Genomic DNA, 21,028 nt, shown 5'->3' on the forward strand with positions numbered 1-21,028 from the left:
CTAATCACCTGCCTGTTTGAAGTGTTTGAATGAAACGGTTAAAAGCTATTTTCCCTTGCTCAGTTCTTTTAAACACACCTGCCTGCGAGAGAATTCGAGAAAAAATAAAGCCAATTTCTTTTTGTAAAATGGTTTCGGTATTGTTCTCTGTAAAGAAATTCTCTTCAAGCAGCCGCTTCGCCCAAGCCTCGTGCTTCATGATAGCAGGACGGGCTTTGATTTCTTCAAGTGGATTTTCGGATAGCAAAGCCTCTTTTAATTGGCTTATTTCCTCTGCTAATCTACCAGGAAGCACAGCAAGGCCCATGACTTCAATTAATCCGATATTCTCTTTTTTAATATGGTGGACTTCTTCGTGCGGATGGAAAATGCCGTCCGGGTGCTGCTTGTTTGTACGGTTATTACGAAGCACTAAATCTAATTCATAGTCATCCCCGTGGCGCCTCGCAATAGGTGTAATGGTGTTGTGAGGTGTCTCTCCTGTATGAGCGATGACCCCCACCTCTTCATCTGAATACAGTTTCCACTCATGTAAGATAAAGTCTGCTGCGTCTGCGAGCGACTGCCGCTCACTGCTTCGAAGGCGGATCACAGACATCGGCCATTTCACAATACCAGCTCGCACACCTGGAAAGGCATTGAGAGAAAAGACCTCTTCCATCTCTGCTTTTGCCATCGGAAATTCATGTGCACCGCCCTGAAAATGGTCATGACTTAATATACTGCCTCCGACAATCGGAAGGTCGGCGTTCGACCCGATGAAATAGTGCGGGTATATAGATATGAAGGAAAGCAGTCGTTCAAAGGTCTTTTTGGTGATGCTCATTGGCTCATGTTTGCCTTTGAACACTATACAGTGCTCGTTGTAATACACATAAGGTGAAAATTGCAGAAACCACGATTCACCTGAGAGTGACACAGGAATAATCCGATGATTCTGTCTCGCTGGATGGTTAATCCGTCCCTCGAACCCAACGTTTTCTTTACAAAGGAGACAAAGAGGATATTGCTTTTGGCTGAGCTTCTTGGCTTCAGCGATGGCTTTGGGGTCCTTTTCCGGCTTCGATAGATTAATGGTGATCTCTAGCACACCATCTTCTGTTCGTGTAAACCACTGTACATTTTTGGCGATCCTGCCTGTATGAATGTAGTGTGCATGCTGCTGCATCTCATAGAACCAGCTCGTAGCTGCCTTCGGTCCTCCCTGCTGACGTTTTTCCTCAAACTTCGCATAGATGACACTTGGAGGTGCCACCAAGCAGCCCATGATTTTCGCATCTAGTAAATCACGATACGTATCCGTCCCCTCAGGAATAAGTTCTGTTTCTACTGCCCAATCGAGCATCGGCATTAAGATGTCTTCAAGGTCTTCTTCTCCTGAGACTGTTCTTGCTTCCGCTTCATCGAGTCTGAGCACCTCAAGCAGTCGATTTCTCGTATATTCGATATCTAGTGATGTTATCAGCTCTTTATTCATCCCGTATTGAATCAGCTGTTCCAGCTTTTCAAAAATATCAATCGCCATTCCCTCTGTCCCCTCTCTTGCCTGCCTTTACGTTTTATTCACTTTGGTAGCCATCTGGATGCTTCTGAAACCAATCCCACGCACTCTGAATGATCGTGTGAAGGTCAGCATATTGAGGTGTCCATCCCAATTCTTGCAGTGCTTTTTCAGAAGAAGCAATCAGCTTTGCTGGATCTCCCGCGCGCCTTTTTGCCACTTGTGCAGGGATGGCATGCCCGGTGACTTTTCTGACGGCTTCTACGACCTGCTTCACAGAGAACCCTGTTCCATTCCCTAAATTGTAGGTCGCACTGCCTTTTCCAGCACGCAGCCGGTCAACAGCTAAGATGTGTGCCTCTACTAAATCCATCACATGAATGTAATCTCTAATACACGTGCCATCCTCTGTCTCATAATCATCACCGTAAATCATGATTTGATCCCGTTTTCCTAAAGCAACTTGCAGAATAATTGGAATGAGATGCGTCTCAGGCTGATGATCCTCTCCGACAAGTCCTTCTGTATGGGCACCAGCTACATTAAAGTAGCGAAGTACTACGTATTCTATTCCATACGCTTGCTCAGACCACTTCAGCATTTTTTCAATGGCTAGTTTCGTTTCTCCATAAGGATTCGTTGGGTTCGTTTCATCCGTTTCATCGATCGGCACCCGCTTCGGTTCACCGTATGCAGCAGCAGTGGAAGAAAAGACGATGTGTTTCACATCAAATTCATTCATGACTTGTAGTAAAGCAGTTGCTCCGCCGACGTTGTTGTTATAGTACTTAAGCGGGTCTGTTACACTCTCCCCAACAAGTGAATCTGCCGCAAAGTGCATGACCGCTTCTATTTGATGCCTTTTGAACACCTGTCTTAAAAAGGCGTGATCTCGTAAATCACCCTCCTCTAAGACAGCTCCTTCCAAAACAGCTTCTTTGTGGCCTGTCTGCAAATTATCCACTACCACTACTCGTTCGCCTTTCGCTAAAAGAGCCGCCACCGCATGACTGCCTATGTACCCTGCTCCTCCACAAACTAAAATTGTCATCACACTTCCCCCTTTGTGAGTTCTCTTGCGCCGCCTCCAATTCCAGCTGTGTAAAAAGAGGCTTGAATCCCTGTTTTCTCTTGATATATCGCACCAGTTTCTTCTATAAATGAATCTAGCAGCTCTTCTTTCACGATGCTGATCGTACATCCGCCAAAGCCTGCACCTGTCATACGGGAGCCAATCGTCCCCGGGTGCCGCCAAGCTGCTTCAGCCAGTGCATCTAGTTCAAGTCCTGTTACTTCATAATCATTCTTTAAAGAAAGATGAGAAGCCTTCATGAGCCCACCTAGTTCTTCCATTTTATCATCTTTCAGAAAATTTACTGCTTTCATCGTCCGCTCGTTTTCCGTCACGACATGTCTTGCTCGTTTGCGGCAGACGTCATCTTCAATCAAGTGGGCAACCCTCGCAAATTCATCCGCAGTGAGCTCACATAAGTGGGCAATGTCGATTTCTTTCTGAAGATCATTTAAAACGGATTGACACTCTGCCCGGCGCTCATTGTATTTGGAATCAGCCAGTGTCCGTTTTTTGTTTGTATTGGCGATGACAAGCGCAAGTCCCTCTTGCCGAAACGGACTATATTCAAAGGCAAGGGTGTCACAATTGAGCAAAATGGCGTGATCTTCTTTTCCAAGGGCAATCGAAAACTGATCCATGATCCCGCAATTGACACCAATAAATTCATTCTCTGCACGCTGTGAAAGGAGGGCAAGTTGGACATTTGAAACGCTGAATGAATGCCATTCATTGATGAGAACAGCGGTAACAAGCTCAATGGAGGCAGAGGAAGACAGGCCTGCACCATTTGGAATATTGCCACTGTACACAATGTCAAAGCCTTCTTCTATCTTCATTCCTGCTTCGATAAACTGTTTGAACACACCCTTCGGATAATTTGCCCAGCCGTCCGATTCTACGTAAGCGATTTCAAAAAGATTGAATTCTTTCACACCATCGCGATCAAAGTTCAAGGAATACATTCTCACGCGGCCATCTGACCGCTTCGCACAAGCAGCATACGTCCCGAGAGTAAGCGCGCATGGAAATACATGTCCTCCATTGTAATCTGTATGTTCACCAATCAAGTTCACTCTTCCTGGGGCAAAAAAGTAGCGAAGTTCTTCTCTATCTCCAAATTGCTGGTGAAATGCCGCGCGTAACGTATCGATCATATCCATTCCCCTTTTCTCTTCTGATACTTTTTATTTTAGTTGTCCCAGCAGCATCAGTTCAATGGTAAAAAAATCGTTAAAAAATACCCTTTTTTTGCTGTGAATGGTACGATGTGATATGAGGTGTAACATGATTCTAAATAGAAAAAGGTTGTTTTTTGCTGTGAAGGAGGGTTTCCAATTTGAAGAAAGAAGCATTTGCATTTCGTTTTCACCATTCTGATGTGACATTGCCAGCACAAATCTGGTCTGTTGGCTGGGAAGTTCAATCTTCTTCGTTATATAGCTGGAATGGCGTGGAGCGGAAGGATCAGGGCAAGTGCATCTTTCAGCTCACACTGTCTGGACATGGCATGATTGAAATCGGAGAGAAACGTTTCAAAGTATTGCCGGGTCAGGCCTTTCTCGTGAAAAGCCCAAGTGCCTACCAATATTATTTTCCAGAAGACAGTGAGCATTGGGAATTTCTTTATTTAACGCTTTACGGGGAAGCCTGCGATCTTTGCTTTGACCAATTTATTGACCAAGGAAAGCAGGTCATGCGTTTTCATCCGAATTCCAGACCGATCCGCCTGCTCAAGACCATTTATGATGAAGCCAGTGAAAGACGGATTACCAATCCATTTGAGGGGTCTAGCCTTGCTTATCAATTTGTCATGGAACTGTATTCATATTTGCCAAAGCTTGAGGGACAAATGGAGAAATGGCCCGAGCCTATCGTTCAAGCGGCATTGTTTGCCAGCCATCATTTTCACGAGGAAATTGGCCCGGACGATATGGCAGCTGCGGCACGTTTATCCAAAAGTCATTTTACGAGGGAATTCAAAAAGGCCACTGGCTTCACACCTATTCACTATCTAACCAATATTCGGTTAGAAAAGGCGGAAACGTTATTGAAAACAACAAAATACTCGATTGAAGAAATCGCCATACAGTGCGGCTACAGAAATGCGAATTACTTGAATAAAGTCTTTCGAAAGAAAATCGGCATGTCTCCAAAGCAACTGCGGGAAACAAGCGATGCATAATAAAAAGCAGCCGTTTTCACAATTGGCTGCTTCTTTTACGCTTTCGTCAGGTCAACATGAATTCTCCCTTGTCTTAAAACAATGGTCATTTGCGTGTCAGGTGTCATTAAGTTTTCCAAAATGTCCGTTGCTGTTTGAAGCGCAATGTCCATTCGGTTGATCTTTTCCTTTTCTTGTTCCGAAAACGCTTCTGGATGTGCGGTCATTTCTTTGACTAGCCTCAGCACTTGTTCATGCTGCTTTTCTGTTTGCTGATATATGACATCATATAATTCGTCTGGCCTGCTGCTCATTTCATATCACCTATCTTTTTTCATGTGTTAAATCGCATCTTCTTTTGTTTTCTTGAAGACGAACCATTTACTGGCGACATAATTCACGACCACAATCACAAAGTTGACAAGAATTTTTGCGACAGTTTCATTGAGCGCCATTTGGGTCACAAATAAAATCATCAGCCCTAGATCTACACCTAGAGACATGAGACGAACACTAAAAAATGAAGAAAGCTCACGCATAAGGCTTTTCGTATCACGGGCCTTTTGCTTGAAGACATACTTCTTATTGGTGATATAAGCAAAGAGAACAGCAAATACCCATGAAACAACTGTAGCTGTTTTATAATCCATGGAAAACATCTCAACGAATAAGTAGAAGCTGACTATGTTGACGATGGTTGTACACACACCCATCACAAGATACATGACAACTTCTTGATACTTTTGAAAAAGGCTATACATGTCTTTCTTCATTCCTTCTTGGTGGTTTCTGTTTCTTTTAGAATACCATCTTGAGAAGAACTTCCCAAACGAACAATATGTACGTCCTGCACAGATGAAATTTGTTCTACTCGATGGCATATGTCACCTAATTGGTTTATATAAGCCAAATGTTTTAGGTCTTTTTCATTATTTTAATTTATAATCTTTTAACTGACTTTACAATTGTTTATTATTAGAAGTAAGAAATCAATATTTATGGGTTTTTTAGTCATTTTTTTAGGAACGTGGTAGGTGATAGATTTTACAAAATAGGTTAAATGTCATCATTTTTCGACAAAATCTATTTTGCGCTGTTTTCATCCACACGTACAGTTACTAGACGGTTTGTTCAAGTCATTGGTTGCAGATGAATATGTCTTATTGAACTGGAGGATATTATGGATACGCAAGTGAAAAGAAGAGTTGACGAAGAGTGGGTTTATTTGATTCAGGAAGCGAAAAAAATTGGACTAGCCATCGAAGAAATACAAGCTTTTTTAACATCCAACGGTGATCAGAAGATGATAAACAAACCGTAAATCAACGCCGTTATCCTTTGTCTTTCAGACTGCTTTGGCTAAAAGTTCTGACTTGTCAATTGACCTTTTAAAAATCCTTTCATGACGATACGCTACAGTAGAACACCCCTTCATACCAATCCCTTCCACTCATGGGGTTCTGTCTTTCTATATTAGGAGGACAGTCCGTTTCCCGTTCTTTATATGATCCCTTTTTAGCCACCATTCATAAAAATTGTTCTTCTCTCGTTATAAAACCAAGCTCCCCACCCATATATTAAGCATGAAAACAATGAGAAAGCAGAAAGGTGGGTAGAGCGTGAGTTCAGATTCCCTTTCCTATTATCACCAAAAAAAGGATCAGTATTATCATGGCGTGAACCCGGTCATTGTCAGCCGTATTCGTGAGGAATGGACGTCTTTATTGGATATCGGATGCGGCACAGGCAAGCTTGGAAAAGTCCTGAAACAAAAGGGCCGGACCATTTATGGAATTGAATCGTTTGAGAATGCAGCAAAAGAGGCTGAGCAAGAGCTAGATCATGTGCTATGCGGAAATATTGAACAGATGACGCTCCCTTACGAACAGGAACAATTTGACTGCATTATATTCGGAGATGTCCTTGAACATTTATTGGACCCGTGGGCCGTTTTAAAGAAGGTCAAACCTTTCCTTAAAAAAGAAGGAGCCATCCTGTCATCCATTCCAAATATCGGTCACATATCAACCGTTTTAGAATTATTAGCCGGCAGATTCACTTATACAGATGCAGGATTAATGGATCAAACTCATTTACGTTTCTTCACTCTTCATGAAATTCATGCACTGTTTCATTCAGCAGGCTTTCGTATTCGCGAACTCGAAACCATTCGCGTACAGCATCCTTCCTACGCGAGCGTGATGAATGATTTACATGAATTACTCATGAAGCATGGCATTCGTTCAGATTTTCATGAGGCCGCTACCGCCTATCAGTATGTGGTTGAGGCGGTTCAGCTTCATGAGTAACCCCACCATCCTGTTTGTTTTATGTGTAAATGATGAGTCTATGTTTCAGGCTTGCTTTCGGCAGCTCGCTTCACTTCCTGCTCCCCATGGATATCATGTGGAGGTTTTGCCGATTAGACATGCATCCAGTATGACCTCTGCTTATAATGAAGCCATCACTCATCCAGCTCAGTTTAAAATTTATCTTCATCAAGATACCTTGATTGTCAAACAGCATATGCTGCTTGAGTTGATCCCGCTTTTTTTACAGCATCCATCACTTGGGATGATTGGGGTCATAGGTGCAGAAAGCGTGCCTGACAATGGGATCTGGTGGGAAAGTTCTGATTGCAGGGGGAAAGTCATTGAATATCGTCACGACACCTATCAGCTGCTTTCGTTTGAAAGTGGTCGTCAACAGGCAGAAACGCAAGATTATATGAACGCTTCGGCGATTGATGGTCTTTTCATGGCGACGCAATATGATGTGAAGTGGCGTGAGGACCTCTTTGATGGCTTTCATTTTTATGATGTTTCGCAATCCTTTGAATTCATGCAACAGGGCTATGAGGTTGGCATTGCGAAACAAGAAGAGCCTTGGTGCATCCACAAATGCGGAGATCATTTTGATGCGGAAGCATATGAAAAAGCGAGACAAACATTTCTTGCAAATTATCGATAGAAAGCACCCTTTTCGGGTGCTTTTTTTATGATATACTGTCATAAACAGCCAGATCGTCTCATATGCATTGGAGTACCTTGTCCCTAATTCGTACAAAGGAGGAAACAATGGCAGACAAAAAAGTTCATTATAAGAAGGTTGCCGCTTCAGAGGATTTTCGAAAACTTCTCGAGGAAAAACGCAGATTTATCGTACCGATGACGATTTTCTTTTTTCTCTTTTACTTTTCACTTCCGGTTGCTACATCCTACTTCACCTTTTTGAACACGCCGGCAATTGGTGCGATTTCATGGGCGTGGTTATTCGCCCTCACACAATTTGTGATGACCTGGGTATTATGTGGACTTTATGCGAGGAAAGCAGCTCAGTTCGACAAATATGTAAGCGCTTTAAAAATTGAATCGAGAGGTGATGACGAATGAGCATGACCGCTTTTATTTTATTCATAGCGATCGTAGGGCTCACATTGGTCATCACATATTTTGCTGCGAAAAAAACGAGCAATGCGAGCGATTTTTACACAGCAGGTGGAGGTCTGACTGGATTTCAAAACGGACTTGCCATCGCCGGGGACTATATGTCTGCCGCTTCATTTTTAGGGATCGCTGGAATGATCGCTTTAAATGGATTTGACGGCTTTTTCTATAGCATTGGCTTTCTAGTGGCGTATCTTGTCGTTCTTTACGTTGTGGCCGAACCGCTTCGAAATCTAGGAAAATATACGATGGCCGATATGATTGCTGCACGATTTAAGCGTCCTGCCATTCGAGGAGTTGCTGCGTTTAACACAATCACAGTCTCTACTTTTTATATGATTGCACAGCTTGTTGGGGCAGGTGCATTAATCAAGCTGCTTCTTGGCATTGATTACTGGATTGCGGTGCTGATCGTAGGTGTCTTGATGACCATTTATGTCGTGTTTGGTGGCATGATTGCAACCAGTTGGGTACAGATCACAAAGGCTGTGCTTCTCATGCTTGGGACACTGATTATTTCACTGCTTGTATTTGCAAAGTTTGATTTTAGCCTGCTGAAGATGTTTGAGGAGATGAAAACAGCGACCCCGCTCGGTGGGGCATTTCTTCACCCGGGAAATAAATATGATGTGCCTTTAGAGACCCTGTCTTTGAACCTTGCTCTAGTGCTTGGGACAGCAGGTTTGCCGCACATTTTGATCCGGTTTTATACGGTGAAGGATGCCATTTCTGCGCGTAAATCTGTTCTATCCGCTACGTGGATCATCGGTATTTTTTATCTAATGACAGTTTTCCTTGGCTTCGGTGCTGCTGCCTTTGTTGGAACAGAAGCGATCACAGCAGCAGATGCAGCCGGAAATATGGCCGCTCCACTGCTCGCCCAAGCCCTTGGAGGAGATTTGCTATTTGCCTTTGTTTCCGCTATAGCCTTTGCGACCATTTTGGCGGTCGTAACTGGTCTCGTCCTATCCGCCGCGTCTGCCTTTGCGCATGACTTTTATAGTCAGATCATCCGCAAAGGGAAAGCGAGTGAACGTGAACAGGTAAAAGCGGCACGCTTTGCTTCCATCGGCGTGGCCATTCTTTCTATCATTCTCGCATTATTTGCCCAATCGTTAAACGTTGCTTTCCTTGTGTCACTTGCCTTCGCAGTGGCAGCAAGTGCAAATTTACCATTGATTATCTTCACTGTTTTTTGGAAACGATTTAATTCTACGGGTGCCATTGCAGGGAGCTTAGTAGGACTGCTGAGCGCACTGATTATCGTCTCGCTCAGCCCAAGCGTCTGGGACCCATCGGGAGCAGCCATCTTTACAGGAGACCCACTCATCCCGCTGTCGAACCCTGGAATTATCTCGATCCCGCTTGGATTCCTTGCCGCTTACTTAGGCACGATCTTCTCCTCTGAAAAAGCAGATGAAGACACCTTTACGGAAATACAAGTAAAGGCACATACAGGGATGCATATGGATACTGATTCATAAGGAAGAGCCGGCTGATGAGCCGGCTTTTTGTGTTCTTCTCAAAAACAAGTTTCAGTAAGGTATAAATTGACCTTTTAACTTATTTTTATACTTCTCTAATCTGGCAAACCTTCTACGTGTGATCAAAGAGCAGCATGTGACGAGGATCAACAAAATTTCATGCTCTTCCCCTCTATTATCAATCACACTTTTCATCCCTATCACCTCCTTTTTATGTGTGTTCAAACATCCTCCTACACAACATCATTCATATGTTATCATTTTATACACATACTGGAAATCATTTCACATGTTGAGAAACTCTCATTTGAACAAAAAAAACTGCAAGAAAGAAGTGACATTACTTATGCGTCAAATATATGCTGCCAAGTTATTATTCGAATCCATCTCATCACCAAGCAGTATGCCCGATAAAATATTTGAAGAACGAATCATTTTGGTGCGAGCAAAAAACCATTGTAAAGTAAAGGATATCATCCAAAAAAGCTTTCCAGAAGAAACCTTTGATAATGCTGAAGGCGGACAAACGACCATAAAATTAGCAGCCATATTAGATGTCTTTGAGCTTGTAGATGACTTAGATCAAGAACCACTGCATTTAAGTGAGGTGTACAGCCGCCACCTTATTTTTGATAAAGAAACATCGGCGAAAGAAGCCATTGAGGCATATTCTTTAGACAAATAAAAAAGCCAGCTGATGAGCCGGCTTTTTATTTAATAGCGCTGAAATAACTCTGGATTTTTCGGAACGTTTTCTAAATAAACGATTTTTCCTTTGTCGTCCAGTTCTGCAATATCAATTCCTTCTGCTGTATAAACACGGCCATCCGAAAGTTTTCCACAAACGGCCCAGTTGGTTTCATACTTTCCGTCTTCTCTTTTTTTCCATCCATCCCACATATGCTTGATGTCTTCATGCACGTGGAAAAATGTGTTTAAAAACTGTGTAAACGCTTGGATCCCAGGCTTCTCTGCACCATTTAAGACAATCATGACATCGTCAGAAAACAATGCGAGCAATTCATCCATTTGCTCCTGCCCTTTTCCAGCTTCATCGTAGCGGCGAAAATACGTATCGAGCACTTCCATTGTTCATTCTCCTTTATTTACCTGTCATTTCGACAATAATCGAACAATTTGATTGTACACAATTGTTTCTCACCTGTCTATTTTCCCCGAAATCAGAAAAGACATGAATTGAGTCAATCCATGTCTCCTCCAGATTAAAGTGATACTTTTTCTGATGCAACAAGTGCTTTCAATTCTTCTGCTGCTTTTTTAGGATCAGCGCTCTGGCTAATGGCGCTGATGATGCTAATACCATCTGCCCCTGCTTGTATGACTGGTGCTGCATTGCCATATGTGATACCCCCAATGCCAACAATCGGAATATGAAGACCATGATGACGCACTTCAGTGATCAATGATACTCCCTGGACACTGCGTGTATCCTTTTTCGTTTCTGTTGGATAAACTGGACCCATGCCGACATAATCTGCGCCGTCCTTCATGGCTTGTTTCACTTCATCTAGGTTATGCGTAGACACGCCTAATATTTTATTCCCGATTTTTTGTCTAACGTCTTCTGCATTTGTATCTTCCTGGCCAACATGTACGCCATCTGCATCAAGATCTATCGCTAGCTGCACATCATCATTTACAATAAAAGGAACATTCGCTTCTTGGCAAAGTACTTGAAGTTGGCGAGCCAATTGTTTTTTCTCTTCTCCTTGCAAGGCCCCCTCGCCCTTTTCTCGAAATTGAAACATGGTGATCCCGCCTTGAATCGCCTCTTTCAAAACATCAAGCGGTTGCCGGCTTGTATTCGCTGTTCCCATAATAAAATAAACCGATAATTGCTGTTTGATTTGCTGTTGATCAGCCTTTGTCATGTGACATTCCCCCTATTTTCCCTATCGACAACACATCATCGCCAGTTGTGTGTGAGAGTGCATTGAGCAATTCCATTTGAAACGTACCTGGCCCTTTATTCTGGGTGTACTGAGCTGCCTTTTCAGCTGCGACACCATAAAATAATAGAGCAGCTGCCGACGCGTGAAGCGGCCTTTCACCTACTGCACAAAATGCCCCGATGACAGACGTCAGTAAACAGCCGGTTCCCGTCACCTTGGTGAGCCATTCATGTCCATTATGAATAGACAACACGTCCTCTCCATTTGAAACTACATCGACTTCCCCTGTGATCACCACAACTGTCTGAAGTGTCCTCGCTGCTTGTTTGACTAGTGCCGATACATCTCCGTTCGCTGCTTTCGCATCCACGCCTTTTGACTCCCAGCCATCCACTTCAAGTAAATGAGCAATTTCTGCAGCGTTCCCTCTGACAACTGTCATGTTCACTTGCTCTAACAGCTGTTTTGCCGCTTTCATTCGAAACGCCGTCGCACCAACGCCGACAGGATCTAATAGAACAGGTATCCCCTTTTTATTGGCAGATTGTCCAGCCAGAATCATGGCCTCCACCGTCTCCTTGGTCAGTGTGCCAATGTTCAGCACAAGCGCATCGGCTAATTGCGCCATTTCAGCCACTTCTTCTTTGGCATTTGCCATGACCGGCGAAGCGCCTAAAGCAAGCAGACCATTTGCTGTAAAGTTCGTCACGACTTGATTGGTGATATTATGAACAAGTGGATTTTCCGCTCGAACCTTTTCCAATAAATGAGATGCGATGCTTGTTTTCATCCGTATCGTCCTCCCTTTTACTCTGCTCCCCATACATAGGATTTCGTATGCTTTAACCATTCTCTTGCCGCAAACGACAAATAGCGATCCTTTCGCCAAATGACTCCTAAATGCCATGGGATCGACGTATTTAAGGAAATGACTTTCACCTTTTCAGGATCAAGATCACGGCAGATCCGCTCAGGCAGAAGGCCAATTCCCAAGTTCTCGGCTACCATCTCACTAATGAAATCCCATTGAGACGTTTCATAAATGACATTGGGCCGGAAGCCCGCATTCATACATTCATTCAATATCCGGCTATGCAGAACAAAGTCTTCTCGAAAGAAAATAAAGGACTCTTCCTTTAAATCAGCTAAATCAACCTTATCTCGACCTGCCATCGGATGTGATGGATGCGTCACGAGCTTCATGTCCTCTTTAATAATGGTGTACGTATGAAAGATTTTATCATTTGCAGGCAGAACAATGACACCAATATCTAACGAACCATCTTCGACCCCTTCCTCTACTTTAATAGAGCCGTGCTCCACTAATTGAAATGTGACATCAGGATACTGCTGACGAAATTCCCCCATGACATTCGGGAAAAAACTCGATCCAATCATCGGCGGCAGCCCGATGCGAATATGCCCTTTTTTGACATTCATTAGATCATTTAGCTCGCTCGTTAAATTTTGAAATGATTGTGTGATTTCACTCGCCTGGGTATACATCGTTTGTCCAGCATCTGTCATTTCAACCTGCCGGCCATTCCGATAAAACAACTGCACCCCCAGCTCATCCTCGAGATTTTTGACCATCTTGGAAATGGTAGGCTGCGACACATAAAGAGATTGTGATGCTTTTGTGAAGCTTTTTAACCTCGCCACTTCTAAGAAATATGTTAAATGTCTAATGTCCACATGACTCACCCTTCCTATAGACAAAAGGAATACTAATTATTCGATATATGTATTTTACCTATAACTGAACGTGCTGTACACTTTAAAGTAAGCTAATCAATTGGAACGTTGTCATGTTTTTGTGAAACAGTGAACAATTTATATAGAAAAAGGAGTGAACAGAAAGTGAAATTGCTCAAAACGCCGCTGATTGCTGTCCTTCAGATTATGGCTTTGTTTGTTTTTGCGAAATTGATGAATGTGCTCGCGGCCTTTTTGCATTTAAGAATACCGGGTACGATTTTAGGCATTCTGGTCATTTTCTTATTACTTCATTTTAAAATCATTCAATTAAAATGGATTGAACTTGGTGCCGTATGGCTGCTCGGAGAACTGCTGCTATTCTTTATCCCATCAGCCGTTGGTGTCATTGATTATGGAACATTGATTTCTCAATCTGGTACAAGTATTGTCCTTGTCGTCTTACTGAGTACCTTTGTCGTCATGCTCTCGACTGGTATCATGACGCAAATGATTGCGAAAAGAAAGGGGCGGAAAAAGCTATGTTAGTTGGCGCACTATTTCTGATCTTAACGGTTCTTTTATATCTCGGATCAAAAGCGGTGTATAAACGGCATCCGAAGGTCTATGTCTCACCATTACTTGTGACACCGCTTGTCCTTGTCGTCTTTCTGTTAATCGTCAACATTCCTTACGATGCATACAATCAAGGCGGGAAATGGCTCACGAATATGCTTCAGCCTGCGACTGTTGCTTTTGCCATTCCTTTATATAAGTATTTTCACATTCTGAAGAAGCATGCAGTGGAAATTATTTTGAATGTGGCTTGCGGTTCTGTCATTGCGATTCTATCTACGGCATTTATCGCGAAGTTGTTTCATTTGGATACAGGCCTTATTGAAAGTCTTGTTCCAAGGTCGGTCACAACACCAGTGGCGATGAGTGTGTCAGAAATGATTGGCGGGATGCCGTCCGTTACGGCAGTATTCGTCATTTTAACCGCACTGTTTGGGTCAATCATCGGTCCAATGATCATTCGTTATTTCCGTATTGATAATGACATTGCCATGGGCGTCCTGCTTGGTACTGGGGCACACGGGGCAGGAACATCGAAGGCATTTGAAATGAGCTCCGTCTCAGGGACGATCTCAAGTGTGTCGATGATTCTTTCAGCCATCATTACATTATGTGCAGCACCTCTCCTCATGTCGTTTGCCTTATAAAAAAAGCCATTTCCTTTATCGGAAAATGGCTTTTTTCTTATGCTTGTATGAAGACAACCTTTAAATAATTTCCTTCTGGATAATTCTTCGTCGTACGGAAATCCTCAGGAAGTGTATATTCTTCAAGGATACGATAGGTTTGTCCTGATTCTTTAAAGGCCTGCGCAATAAATCCTTTGAATTTCTTCATACCAAATGCACTGCTATTCGTTGATGCCACAATGACGCCGTTCTCAGCTGTGATTTGGATAGCTTCTTTTAATAGCTTCTTATAATCCTTCGCCGCACTGAATGTGTGCTTTTTCGTGCGTGCAAAGGATGGCGGATCTAAGATGACAAGATCATAGGTCCATCCTTTTTTCGCAGCAAACGGAAAGTACTTAAAGACGTCCATGACTTTAATATCCTGCCCGTCCACAACTATATCGTTGACTTCAAACTGTTCAGATGTTTTTTTCAAACTGCGGTTTGCGACATCTACACTTGTCGTCCTGCTCGCTCCGCCAAGCGCTGCTGCCACGGAGAAAGCACCTGTGTAAGAAAATGTATTGAGCACGGTCTTTCCTTTTGCATAACGATCTCGAATTGCTTTTCTCACATGACGTTGATCAAGAAAAATGCCTGTCATCGCACCATCATTTAAGTAAACCGCTACGTTCATGCCATTTTCTTTCACGATGAGAGGAAATTGACCTTTCTCCCCTTTTACAAAATCATCATCTTCTATATACTGTCCCGACGTATCAAATCGTTTCTTTTCATAAATGCCTTTATAGTCTGGATATACATGCTCAAGTGCAGCCAATACTTCCGCCTTGAATGTATAAACTCCTTCGCTATACCACTGGATGAGATAGAAGCCGTCATAATGATCAATCGTGAGCCCGCCAATGCCATCTCCCTCTCCGTTGAACACACGGAAAGCAGTCGTCTGTGCATCATGAAATAAATGCGTTCTGCTTTTCGCTGCCTGCTCAAGCTTGGAGACAAAAAAGGCATGGTCTATTTTTTCGTTGGCATCAAAGGTGAGTACCCAGCCGATCCCTTTATTTTGCACACCATAATATCCTTTTCCTAAAAAGGTGCCTCGCTCATCCACCCATTCAATCAGCTCGCCTTCTTTCATACCGTTTACATGCGATACAGCATCTTTAGAAATGAGCGGATATCCCTTTTTCACTTGTTCTGCAAATGTTTGTTTTAATGAGATTTTTTTCATTCGTGTCATCCTTATCCTAAATTGACTCTCTCTATCCTATCATATGAATGTATACGTTACTTCTATTATGATAAGATGAGGAGAAAAATATCAACACACCATAGAGGAGGCTCTTTTTTTGACGACATTACGATTAGATCATACAGGTATTATGGTTTCAAATATTGATACGTCCATTGATTTTTATGAAAAAGTCGTGGGCATGAAATTAAAGGATCGCATCACTCATACAAACGGAATCATTGAGCTTGCATTTCTCGGCTTTAAAGATGAGGCAGAAACGGAAATTGAGCTCATCCAAGGGTACAGCAGCGATCTGCCATCTGAAGGAAAGGTTCACCATCTTGCCTTTACAACTGACAATATTCATGCTGAATTCAATCGTATTCAAAAGCTGCAAATCGAATTAATTGATGAAGAAATTACGACGCTACCAAATGGATACTGCTACTTCTTTTTCAGAGGGCCAGACCAAGAATGGATCGAATTCTTCCAGCGCTAATATTTCCTAGGAAATAGGGCCAGTTCCCTTTAGGCTCCATAAAAGAAAAAGAGTAAGAGCATCCATATGCCCTTACTCTTTTTTTATAACACCTTACTAAGAAATGATTTTGTACGCTCATGCTGCGGATTTCCAAAGAGAGCCTCCGGTTTGTCTTCCTCGACAATATATCCGCCATCCATAAAGATCACGCGGTCTCCTACCTCTCTCGCAAAGCCCATTTCATGTGTGACCACAATCATTGTCATGCCTTCGACGGCTAATTGTTTCATAACTGCTAATACATCCCCGACGACTTCAGGGTCAAGAGCAGATGTCGGTTCATCGAATAATAACACTTTCGGGTCCATTGCCAAGGCTCTTGCGATGGCGACACGCTGTTTTTGTCCACCAGATAATTGGTTAGGGTAGCTTTTGGCTTTGTCTTTTAAGCCGACCTTTTCAAGCAGGTCCATCGCTTTATCGACTGCCGCCTTCTTGTCGGTACCTTTTACCTTCATCGGTGCGATCGTGATGTTTTCTAAAACGGTTTTATGAGGAAATAAATTAAAGTGCTGAAACACCATCCCCACTTCTTGTCGTACTTTATTAATATTCACCTTTGGATCTGTAATCGTATGTCCGTGGACAACGACTTCACCAGCCGTAATATCTTCTAATTTATTGAGACATCTTAGAAACGTGCTTTTGCCTGATCCAGAAGGACCAATCACACACACTACTTCCTTTTCTTCGATGACTGCATTAATATCCTTTAACACTTCGTGATCGCCAAAGGATTTCTTTAAATTCTTCACCGTAATCATACTCATTTGATATCAAATCTCCTTTCTGCGTAGCTAGCCAGTAGAGAAAGTAAATAAATGATCACGAAATAAATGATACCGACAATGAGCCAGACATTCAAAGGATCAAATGTTGCCGATGCCTGTACTTGTCCCCGCTGCATAATATCGGCAATTCCGATAATTGATAAGAGAGACGTGTCCTTCAAGCTGATGATGGCTTGGTTTGTAATTGCTGGAAGCATGCGGCGAAATGCCTGTGGAAGGACGATAAAGCGCATGTTTTGTCCCCCTGTAAAACCTAAGGAACGCGCAGCTTCTGTTTGTCCTTTATCAATGGACTGAATCCCAGCACGAATAATTTCTGAGAAATAAGCTCCTGCATTAATCGCTACTGTAATAATCCCTGCCGGCACTCGATCAAGCGATATGAATTCAAGTGTATTCAAACCAAAGTAAATGAAGAATAGCTGTACGATAAATGGTGTGCCTCGGATGGCATTGACAAAGACAAGTGCGATGAAATTTAAGATTTTAAAAGGTGACAGACGGAATAATGCCACTATTAAACCGATGATAAATCCTAAAATGATGGCAACAACAAAGATATATAAAGTGGTTTGCAAACCATCCATTAAATACGGAAATGCATTAATAATCGTGTCCATGTTTCTCCCTCCCTAATTCACATACGACGCATCATAAAGAAAGCGCGCTCGGAGCGCGCCTCGCTTGTATTATGACTTCAAATATTTATCAATAATTTTGTCATATTCACCATTTTTCTTTAGGTTCTCTAGACCTTTATTAATCTTTTTCAATAGGTCTTGGTTTTTCCCCTTCATCACAGAGATACCATACTGGTCTCCATTCAATCGGTCTCCAACTGTTTTCAATTTTAAATCTTGCTGTGCAATTGCATACGTAATGACAGGATAATCCTCAATTAAGGCATCTGCATTTCCGTTTGAAACTTCTTGGAACATCGATGGGCTGTCATTAAATTGAACCACTTCATACCCATATTTATCTGCGTTATCTGATGCAAATTTTGCACCCGTCGTCCCATTTTTAACAGCTAGCTTTTTCCCCTTTAAATCATCAATTGATTTGATGCTACTGTCCTTTTTCACAACAACTGTCAATCCAGCATCGAAGTACGGATCTGAGAAATCTACCTTCTTCTTACGCTCATCTGTAATGCTCATTCCGCCCATCCCTACATCAAGCTGACCTGCCTGCATTGCCGGGATAATGCCTGAGAAGTCCATCGCTTCAAGTTTCACTTTGAAGTCTTGGTCTTTCGCGATGGCGTTAATCAGATCAACGTCGATTCCTTCAGTTTTACCACCCTTTTCAAATTCAAATGGCGGATATGTTACATCTATCCCAATTTTATATGTGCCTTTGCCTTCTCCCGAACCGCTGTCCGATTTTGATCCACAGGCTGCCATGACGAGCACAACTATGAGTCCCATGATCAGTAACATCGATTTTTTCATAAAACACGCCCCCTATTGTCAGTTTTATCTAAATATTCGCAATACCAATAATACTATACCACGCTAAAGCTATAGTGTGTGATGTTTTTTATCAATACCAAAGATCCATACAATTCCAGATCAATAGTCTCTTTAAATTTTACTTTTTTGCGAATAACTCATTTTATTCTAAAAGAAGAGCGATTCACAATCATAATGTGAGATAATCTCACAAAAAACGAGATACCACCTTGAAAACCGCCGTTTTTTCTAACATACAAAAACAGACACTTGAATGATCTTCTTCTCTCTATTGATATCGTAATATATCTTCTCTAAAACCCTCTTTTTACCTAAAAATATGTAAGCGTATACAAAAGGCACATGATCCCTATTTCTTTCACAACTGGTTGAATTTACATCAAAAAACATGTTTTACAAATTGCGAGAGAGCGCTTAAAATATAAGAAGATACTGAATATGGAAAGTGAATTCAGATGAGCGGGAATCGAACGAGATGGATAGATGAAGAAAGGAGGATATAAATTGGCAGAAACAGGTGTTTTGTCGTCCGTTGATGTAGCGAATATGTTAAATGACTGGTATGTCATGATGAAAAAAAGAGAAATACAAGATGCGATCCAGCTAAAAGAAGAGATTCTTCAAGCGTTTGATCGCATGGAAGAGAATCAAGATGTCCTACTTTACTATCAATTGCTAGAGTACCGTTTTAAGGATCTCATTGAAGATACAGCTTCGCTGGATCACAGTCTTTTTGTTGATGAAAATGCAATCCGTACAGATGACATGCTCAGCTACTATTTCTATTTCTTTAAAGGGATGTATGAAATGCGCAGAGGCAATCAGGATACGGCATTTCACCTTTTAAAATTGGCAGAGGATAAATTAGATCTCGTCCACGATGACATTGAAAAAGCAGAATTTCATTATAAAACAGGGTGTCTTTACTATAATATAAGATCCACGCTCCTCTCCATACACCACTTGAAAATGGCTTCATCTATTTATGACGCAGATCCATGTTATGTGAAAAAATCAATCAGCTGTCAAATGATGCTCGCTTTGAATTATGCTGATCAATCAAAATATGATGAGGCAGAGTCATTATTTGAAGAAGTGATTCATTCACTAGAACAAATGGAAGACCCAGATTTACTTGGTCACGCGTATTGCAATGCAGCTTTTATTAAAAGTCTTAGAAACGAATACAGTGAAGCTGTGCCGCTCCTAGAAAAGGCTTTATTGATCGAGACATTTGAAACGTCTTCTCCAGGCGGCTACTTACTTGCCATGTATGCCTACACAAAAGCACTATTCAAGCTGAAAAAGCCTGGTTTGTTCCACTATTATGTGCAGCTTTCACTTCAAAAAGCAGAAAATTTAAAACAACGAAACATTTCTCTTAAATTATCTATTCTAGAAACACTTATGCTTCAGCAAGACAACATGATAGAGCAAATCAAGTCTTATTGTGATCAATTAGAATCTATGAATTTTCTTGTCGATCTTGAAGCCATCTGTCAGGATGCAGCTGCTTACTTAACAGATATTGGACTTCATGAAGAATCCACTTATTTCTGGAACAAGGCGTTGTCCTTAAAAACTTGTTAAGAATATGGAGTGATGTATGATGAAAAAATGGCTTATCACAACTGCGATTTTGACACTCTTGATAACAGGTGTTTCTATTGGCGCTTCTATCCAAAAAGAGAGCCAATCTGCACAATCTCAAGATATCATTCAAAAGAGAGACCGCGGCACCAATCCTTAAACAAGAAAAAGAGTAGCTGTGAATATCACAGCTACTCTTTTTTATACGTTAATCGATTTCTCGTTTAATATTTTGCATTTTTTCATCTAAGTAATGGGCGATATCTGCCGCTTCCTTTAATTCATCGGTTAGCTGATGAGGGACATCGTTTTGCAGTTTATAATAGATTTTATGTTCAAGGCTCGCCCAAAAATCCATCGCTATGGTCCGCACCTGAATCTCAACCTTCACATGCTCCACACGATTCGTTAAGTACACAGGGATTTCCACAATTAAATGCAGACTTCTGTAGCCATTTGGTTTTGGATGTTGAATGTAATCCTTCACTTCAAGGATTTTTAGATCCTCTCTTTGCCTCAATACATCCATAATATTATAGATATCTTGAATAAAGGAGCAGATGATACGGACACCTGCGATATCATGAATATACTCCTTGGCACATTGTGTTGTGATGTCGCATCCTTTTCTTGCTAATTTATTTACAATGCTTTCAAAGGATTTGATCCGTGATTTTGTATGCTCTATTGGATTGTGGCCATGGATTAAATTATATTCCTGGCTTATGATTGAAAACTTCGTATCCATTTCATCTAATGCAAATTTATATACTAATAATTCATTTTTCCAGTCTTCCATGACGTTCTTCAAATCTTCTACATGAGTTGCTGACATATTCATTTCTTTTTGTCATCTCCTTTTGGGAAACGGCGGCTGCACCGCTTTCCGTTTACTAGACGGAGACGGGACT

Annotated in this window: 26 protein-coding genes; 12 read left to right on the top strand and 14 right to left on the bottom strand. The window is 41.9% G+C overall.

Annotation, left to right across the window (positions count from 1 at the left end; genetic code table 11):
• Positions 1-4 precede the first annotated feature (4 nt).
• From galT to QRN39_RS14330, 3 genes are read right to left on the bottom strand one after another with little or no spacing between them, the layout of a single operon-like run.
• The gene (gene galT, locus QRN39_RS14320) at positions 5-1,525 is read right to left on the bottom strand and encodes a UDP-glucose--hexose-1-phosphate uridylyltransferase (RefSeq protein WP_284907482.1); all 1,521 of its coding nucleotides are present in this window, start codon (positions 1,523-1,525) and stop codon (positions 5-7) included.
• Between the two features lie 34 nt (positions 1,526-1,559).
• Positions 1,560-2,552 carry a UDP-glucose 4-epimerase GalE gene (gene galE / locus QRN39_RS14325; protein ID WP_106032070.1) on the bottom strand — a complete coding sequence of 331 codons (993 nt, stop codon included), beginning with the start codon at positions 2,550-2,552 and terminating at the stop codon, positions 1,560-1,562.
• Entirely contained in the window at positions 2,552-3,730 is a 1,179-nt protein-coding gene (locus QRN39_RS14330; RefSeq protein ID WP_417894898.1) for a galactokinase, read from the bottom strand. Before QRN39_RS14330 ends, galE begins: the two co-directional genes overlap by 1 nt.
• Positions 3,731-3,912: 182 nt before the next feature.
• Between QRN39_RS14330 and QRN39_RS14335 the strand changes: the two genes are divergently transcribed.
• Positions 3,913-4,758 (top strand): AraC family transcriptional regulator, encoded by an 846-nt coding sequence (locus QRN39_RS14335; protein ID WP_003214606.1) that lies wholly within the window; start codon positions 3,913-3,915, stop codon positions 4,756-4,758.
• A gap of 35 nt (positions 4,759-4,793) precedes the next feature.
• Here QRN39_RS14335 and QRN39_RS14340 read toward each other — a convergent pair whose 3' ends face one another.
• Together QRN39_RS14340 and QRN39_RS14345 are read right to left on the bottom strand one after the other, a co-directional pair.
• Positions 4,794-5,051, bottom strand: coding sequence for a hypothetical protein (locus QRN39_RS14340; RefSeq protein ID WP_003215318.1), 258 nt, complete (start codon positions 5,049-5,051; stop codon positions 4,794-4,796).
• Positions 5,052-5,078: 27 nt separating this feature from the next.
• Positions 5,079-5,462, bottom strand: coding sequence for a GtrA family protein (locus tag QRN39_RS14345; RefSeq protein ID WP_034620336.1), 384 nt, complete (start codon positions 5,460-5,462; stop codon positions 5,079-5,081).
• A 455-nt stretch (positions 5,463-5,917) separates the two neighbouring features.
• Here QRN39_RS14345 and QRN39_RS14350 point away from each other — a divergent pair, with 455 nt between their 5' ends.
• From QRN39_RS14350 to QRN39_RS14375, 6 genes are all read left to right on the top strand, one after another.
• Entirely contained in the window at positions 5,918-6,058 is a 141-nt protein-coding gene (locus QRN39_RS14350) for an anti-repressor SinI family protein (protein WP_003215413.1), read from the top strand.
• Positions 6,059-6,356: 298 nt separating this feature from the next.
• On the top strand, positions 6,357-7,046 hold the full coding sequence (locus tag QRN39_RS14355; protein ID WP_137054212.1) for a class I SAM-dependent methyltransferase: 690 nt from the start codon (positions 6,357-6,359) through the stop codon (positions 7,044-7,046).
• The gene (locus QRN39_RS14360; protein ID WP_106029470.1) at positions 7,039-7,707 is read left to right on the top strand and encodes a glycosyltransferase family protein; all 669 of its coding nucleotides are present in this window, start codon (positions 7,039-7,041) and stop codon (positions 7,705-7,707) included. Before QRN39_RS14355 ends, QRN39_RS14360 begins: the two co-directional genes overlap by 8 nt.
• A 107-nt stretch (positions 7,708-7,814) precedes the next feature.
• Complete coding sequence (locus QRN39_RS14365) at positions 7,815-8,129, top strand: DUF485 domain-containing protein (RefSeq protein WP_003215154.1); 315 nt, start codon at positions 7,815-7,817, stop codon at positions 8,127-8,129.
• Complete coding sequence (locus QRN39_RS14370) at positions 8,126-9,667, top strand: solute symporter family protein (RefSeq protein WP_003214799.1); 1,542 nt, start codon at positions 8,126-8,128, stop codon at positions 9,665-9,667. Before QRN39_RS14365 ends, QRN39_RS14370 begins: the two co-directional genes overlap by 4 nt.
• Before the next feature lie 346 nt (positions 9,668-10,013).
• Positions 10,014-10,352 carry a DUF4288 domain-containing protein gene (locus QRN39_RS14375; RefSeq protein ID WP_251190642.1) on the top strand — a complete coding sequence of 113 codons (339 nt, stop codon included), beginning with the start codon at positions 10,014-10,016 and terminating at the stop codon, positions 10,350-10,352.
• Positions 10,353-10,381: 29 nt separating this feature from the next.
• Here the strand turns inward: QRN39_RS14375 and QRN39_RS14380 are convergent, their stop codons facing one another.
• The 4 genes from QRN39_RS14380 to cidR all read right to left on the bottom strand — a co-directional run bounded on the left by QRN39_RS14380 (position 10,382) and on the right by cidR (position 13,275).
• A complete protein-coding gene (locus QRN39_RS14380) occupies positions 10,382-10,756 on the bottom strand; it encodes a nuclear transport factor 2 family protein (RefSeq protein ID WP_060597556.1) in 375 nt (124 codons plus the stop codon).
• Between the two features lie 134 nt (positions 10,757-10,890).
• Positions 10,891-11,559 carry a thiamine phosphate synthase gene (gene thiE / locus QRN39_RS14385; protein WP_106066009.1) on the bottom strand — a complete coding sequence of 223 codons (669 nt, stop codon included), beginning with the start codon at positions 11,557-11,559 and terminating at the stop codon, positions 10,891-10,893.
• A complete protein-coding gene (gene thiM / locus QRN39_RS14390; RefSeq protein ID WP_284907484.1) occupies positions 11,546-12,370 on the bottom strand; it encodes a hydroxyethylthiazole kinase in 825 nt (274 codons plus the stop codon). Before thiM ends, thiE begins: the two co-directional genes overlap by 14 nt.
• Positions 12,371-12,387: 17 nt before the next feature.
• Positions 12,388-13,275, bottom strand: a complete 888-nt coding sequence (cidR, locus tag QRN39_RS14395; RefSeq protein ID WP_003214744.1) for a cidABC operon transcriptional activator CidR — start codon at positions 13,273-13,275, stop codon at positions 12,388-12,390.
• A gap of 165 nt (positions 13,276-13,440) precedes the next feature.
• Here cidR and QRN39_RS14400 point away from each other — a divergent pair, with 165 nt between their 5' ends.
• Together QRN39_RS14400 and QRN39_RS14405 are read left to right on the top strand one after the other, a co-directional pair.
• Positions 13,441-13,824 carry a CidA/LrgA family holin-like protein gene (locus QRN39_RS14400; RefSeq protein WP_284907485.1) on the top strand — a complete coding sequence of 128 codons (384 nt, stop codon included), beginning with the start codon at positions 13,441-13,443 and terminating at the stop codon, positions 13,822-13,824.
• Entirely contained in the window at positions 13,818-14,498 is a 681-nt protein-coding gene (locus QRN39_RS14405) for a CidB/LrgB family autolysis modulator (RefSeq protein WP_050944523.1), read from the top strand. Before QRN39_RS14400 ends, QRN39_RS14405 begins: the two co-directional genes overlap by 7 nt.
• 37 nt (positions 14,499-14,535) lie before the next feature.
• Here the strand turns inward: QRN39_RS14405 and QRN39_RS14410 are convergent, their stop codons facing one another.
• On the bottom strand, positions 14,536-15,717 hold the full coding sequence (locus QRN39_RS14410) for a class I SAM-dependent rRNA methyltransferase (RefSeq protein WP_003214788.1): 1,182 nt from the start codon (positions 15,715-15,717) through the stop codon (positions 14,536-14,538).
• A gap of 118 nt (positions 15,718-15,835) precedes the next feature.
• Here QRN39_RS14410 and QRN39_RS14415 point away from each other — a divergent pair, with 118 nt between their 5' ends.
• Entirely contained in the window at positions 15,836-16,219 is a 384-nt protein-coding gene (locus QRN39_RS14415; RefSeq protein WP_003214664.1) for a VOC family protein, read from the top strand.
• 83 nt (positions 16,220-16,302) lie between these two features.
• Here the strand turns inward: QRN39_RS14415 and QRN39_RS14420 are convergent, their stop codons facing one another.
• From QRN39_RS14420 to QRN39_RS14430, 3 genes are all read right to left on the bottom strand, one after another.
• A complete protein-coding gene (locus QRN39_RS14420; RefSeq protein WP_003215369.1) occupies positions 16,303-17,031 on the bottom strand; it encodes an amino acid ABC transporter ATP-binding protein in 729 nt (242 codons plus the stop codon).
• Positions 17,028-17,672 carry an amino acid ABC transporter permease gene (locus QRN39_RS14425; RefSeq protein WP_003215015.1) on the bottom strand — a complete coding sequence of 215 codons (645 nt, stop codon included), beginning with the start codon at positions 17,670-17,672 and terminating at the stop codon, positions 17,028-17,030. Before QRN39_RS14425 ends, QRN39_RS14420 begins: the two co-directional genes overlap by 4 nt.
• A gap of 69 nt (positions 17,673-17,741) precedes the next feature.
• The gene (locus QRN39_RS14430; RefSeq protein WP_034620276.1) at positions 17,742-18,506 is read right to left on the bottom strand and encodes a transporter substrate-binding domain-containing protein; all 765 of its coding nucleotides are present in this window, start codon (positions 18,504-18,506) and stop codon (positions 17,742-17,744) included.
• Positions 18,507-19,031: 525 nt separating this feature from the next.
• Here QRN39_RS14430 and QRN39_RS14435 point away from each other — a divergent pair.
• A complete protein-coding gene (locus QRN39_RS14435) occupies positions 19,032-20,117 on the top strand; it encodes a Rap family tetratricopeptide repeat protein (RefSeq protein WP_284907486.1) in 1,086 nt (361 codons plus the stop codon).
• A gap of 19 nt (positions 20,118-20,136) precedes the next feature.
• Entirely contained in the window at positions 20,137-20,277 is a 141-nt protein-coding gene (locus QRN39_RS14440) for a hypothetical protein (RefSeq protein ID WP_169901775.1), read from the top strand.
• A gap of 48 nt (positions 20,278-20,325) precedes the next feature.
• On the opposite strand, the gene ywaC is transcribed toward QRN39_RS14440, so the two are convergent.
• Positions 20,326-20,958 carry a GTP pyrophosphokinase YwaC gene (gene ywaC, locus QRN39_RS14445; RefSeq protein WP_003215004.1) on the bottom strand — a complete coding sequence of 211 codons (633 nt, stop codon included), beginning with the start codon at positions 20,956-20,958 and terminating at the stop codon, positions 20,326-20,328.
• Positions 20,959-21,028: the final 70 nt, after the last annotated feature.

The sequence above is a fragment of the Bacillus sp. lyk4-R2A-2 genome (genome assembly GCF_030209735.1).
GTDB lineage: Bacteria > Bacillota > Bacilli > Bacillales > Bacillaceae > Bacillus > Bacillus pumilus.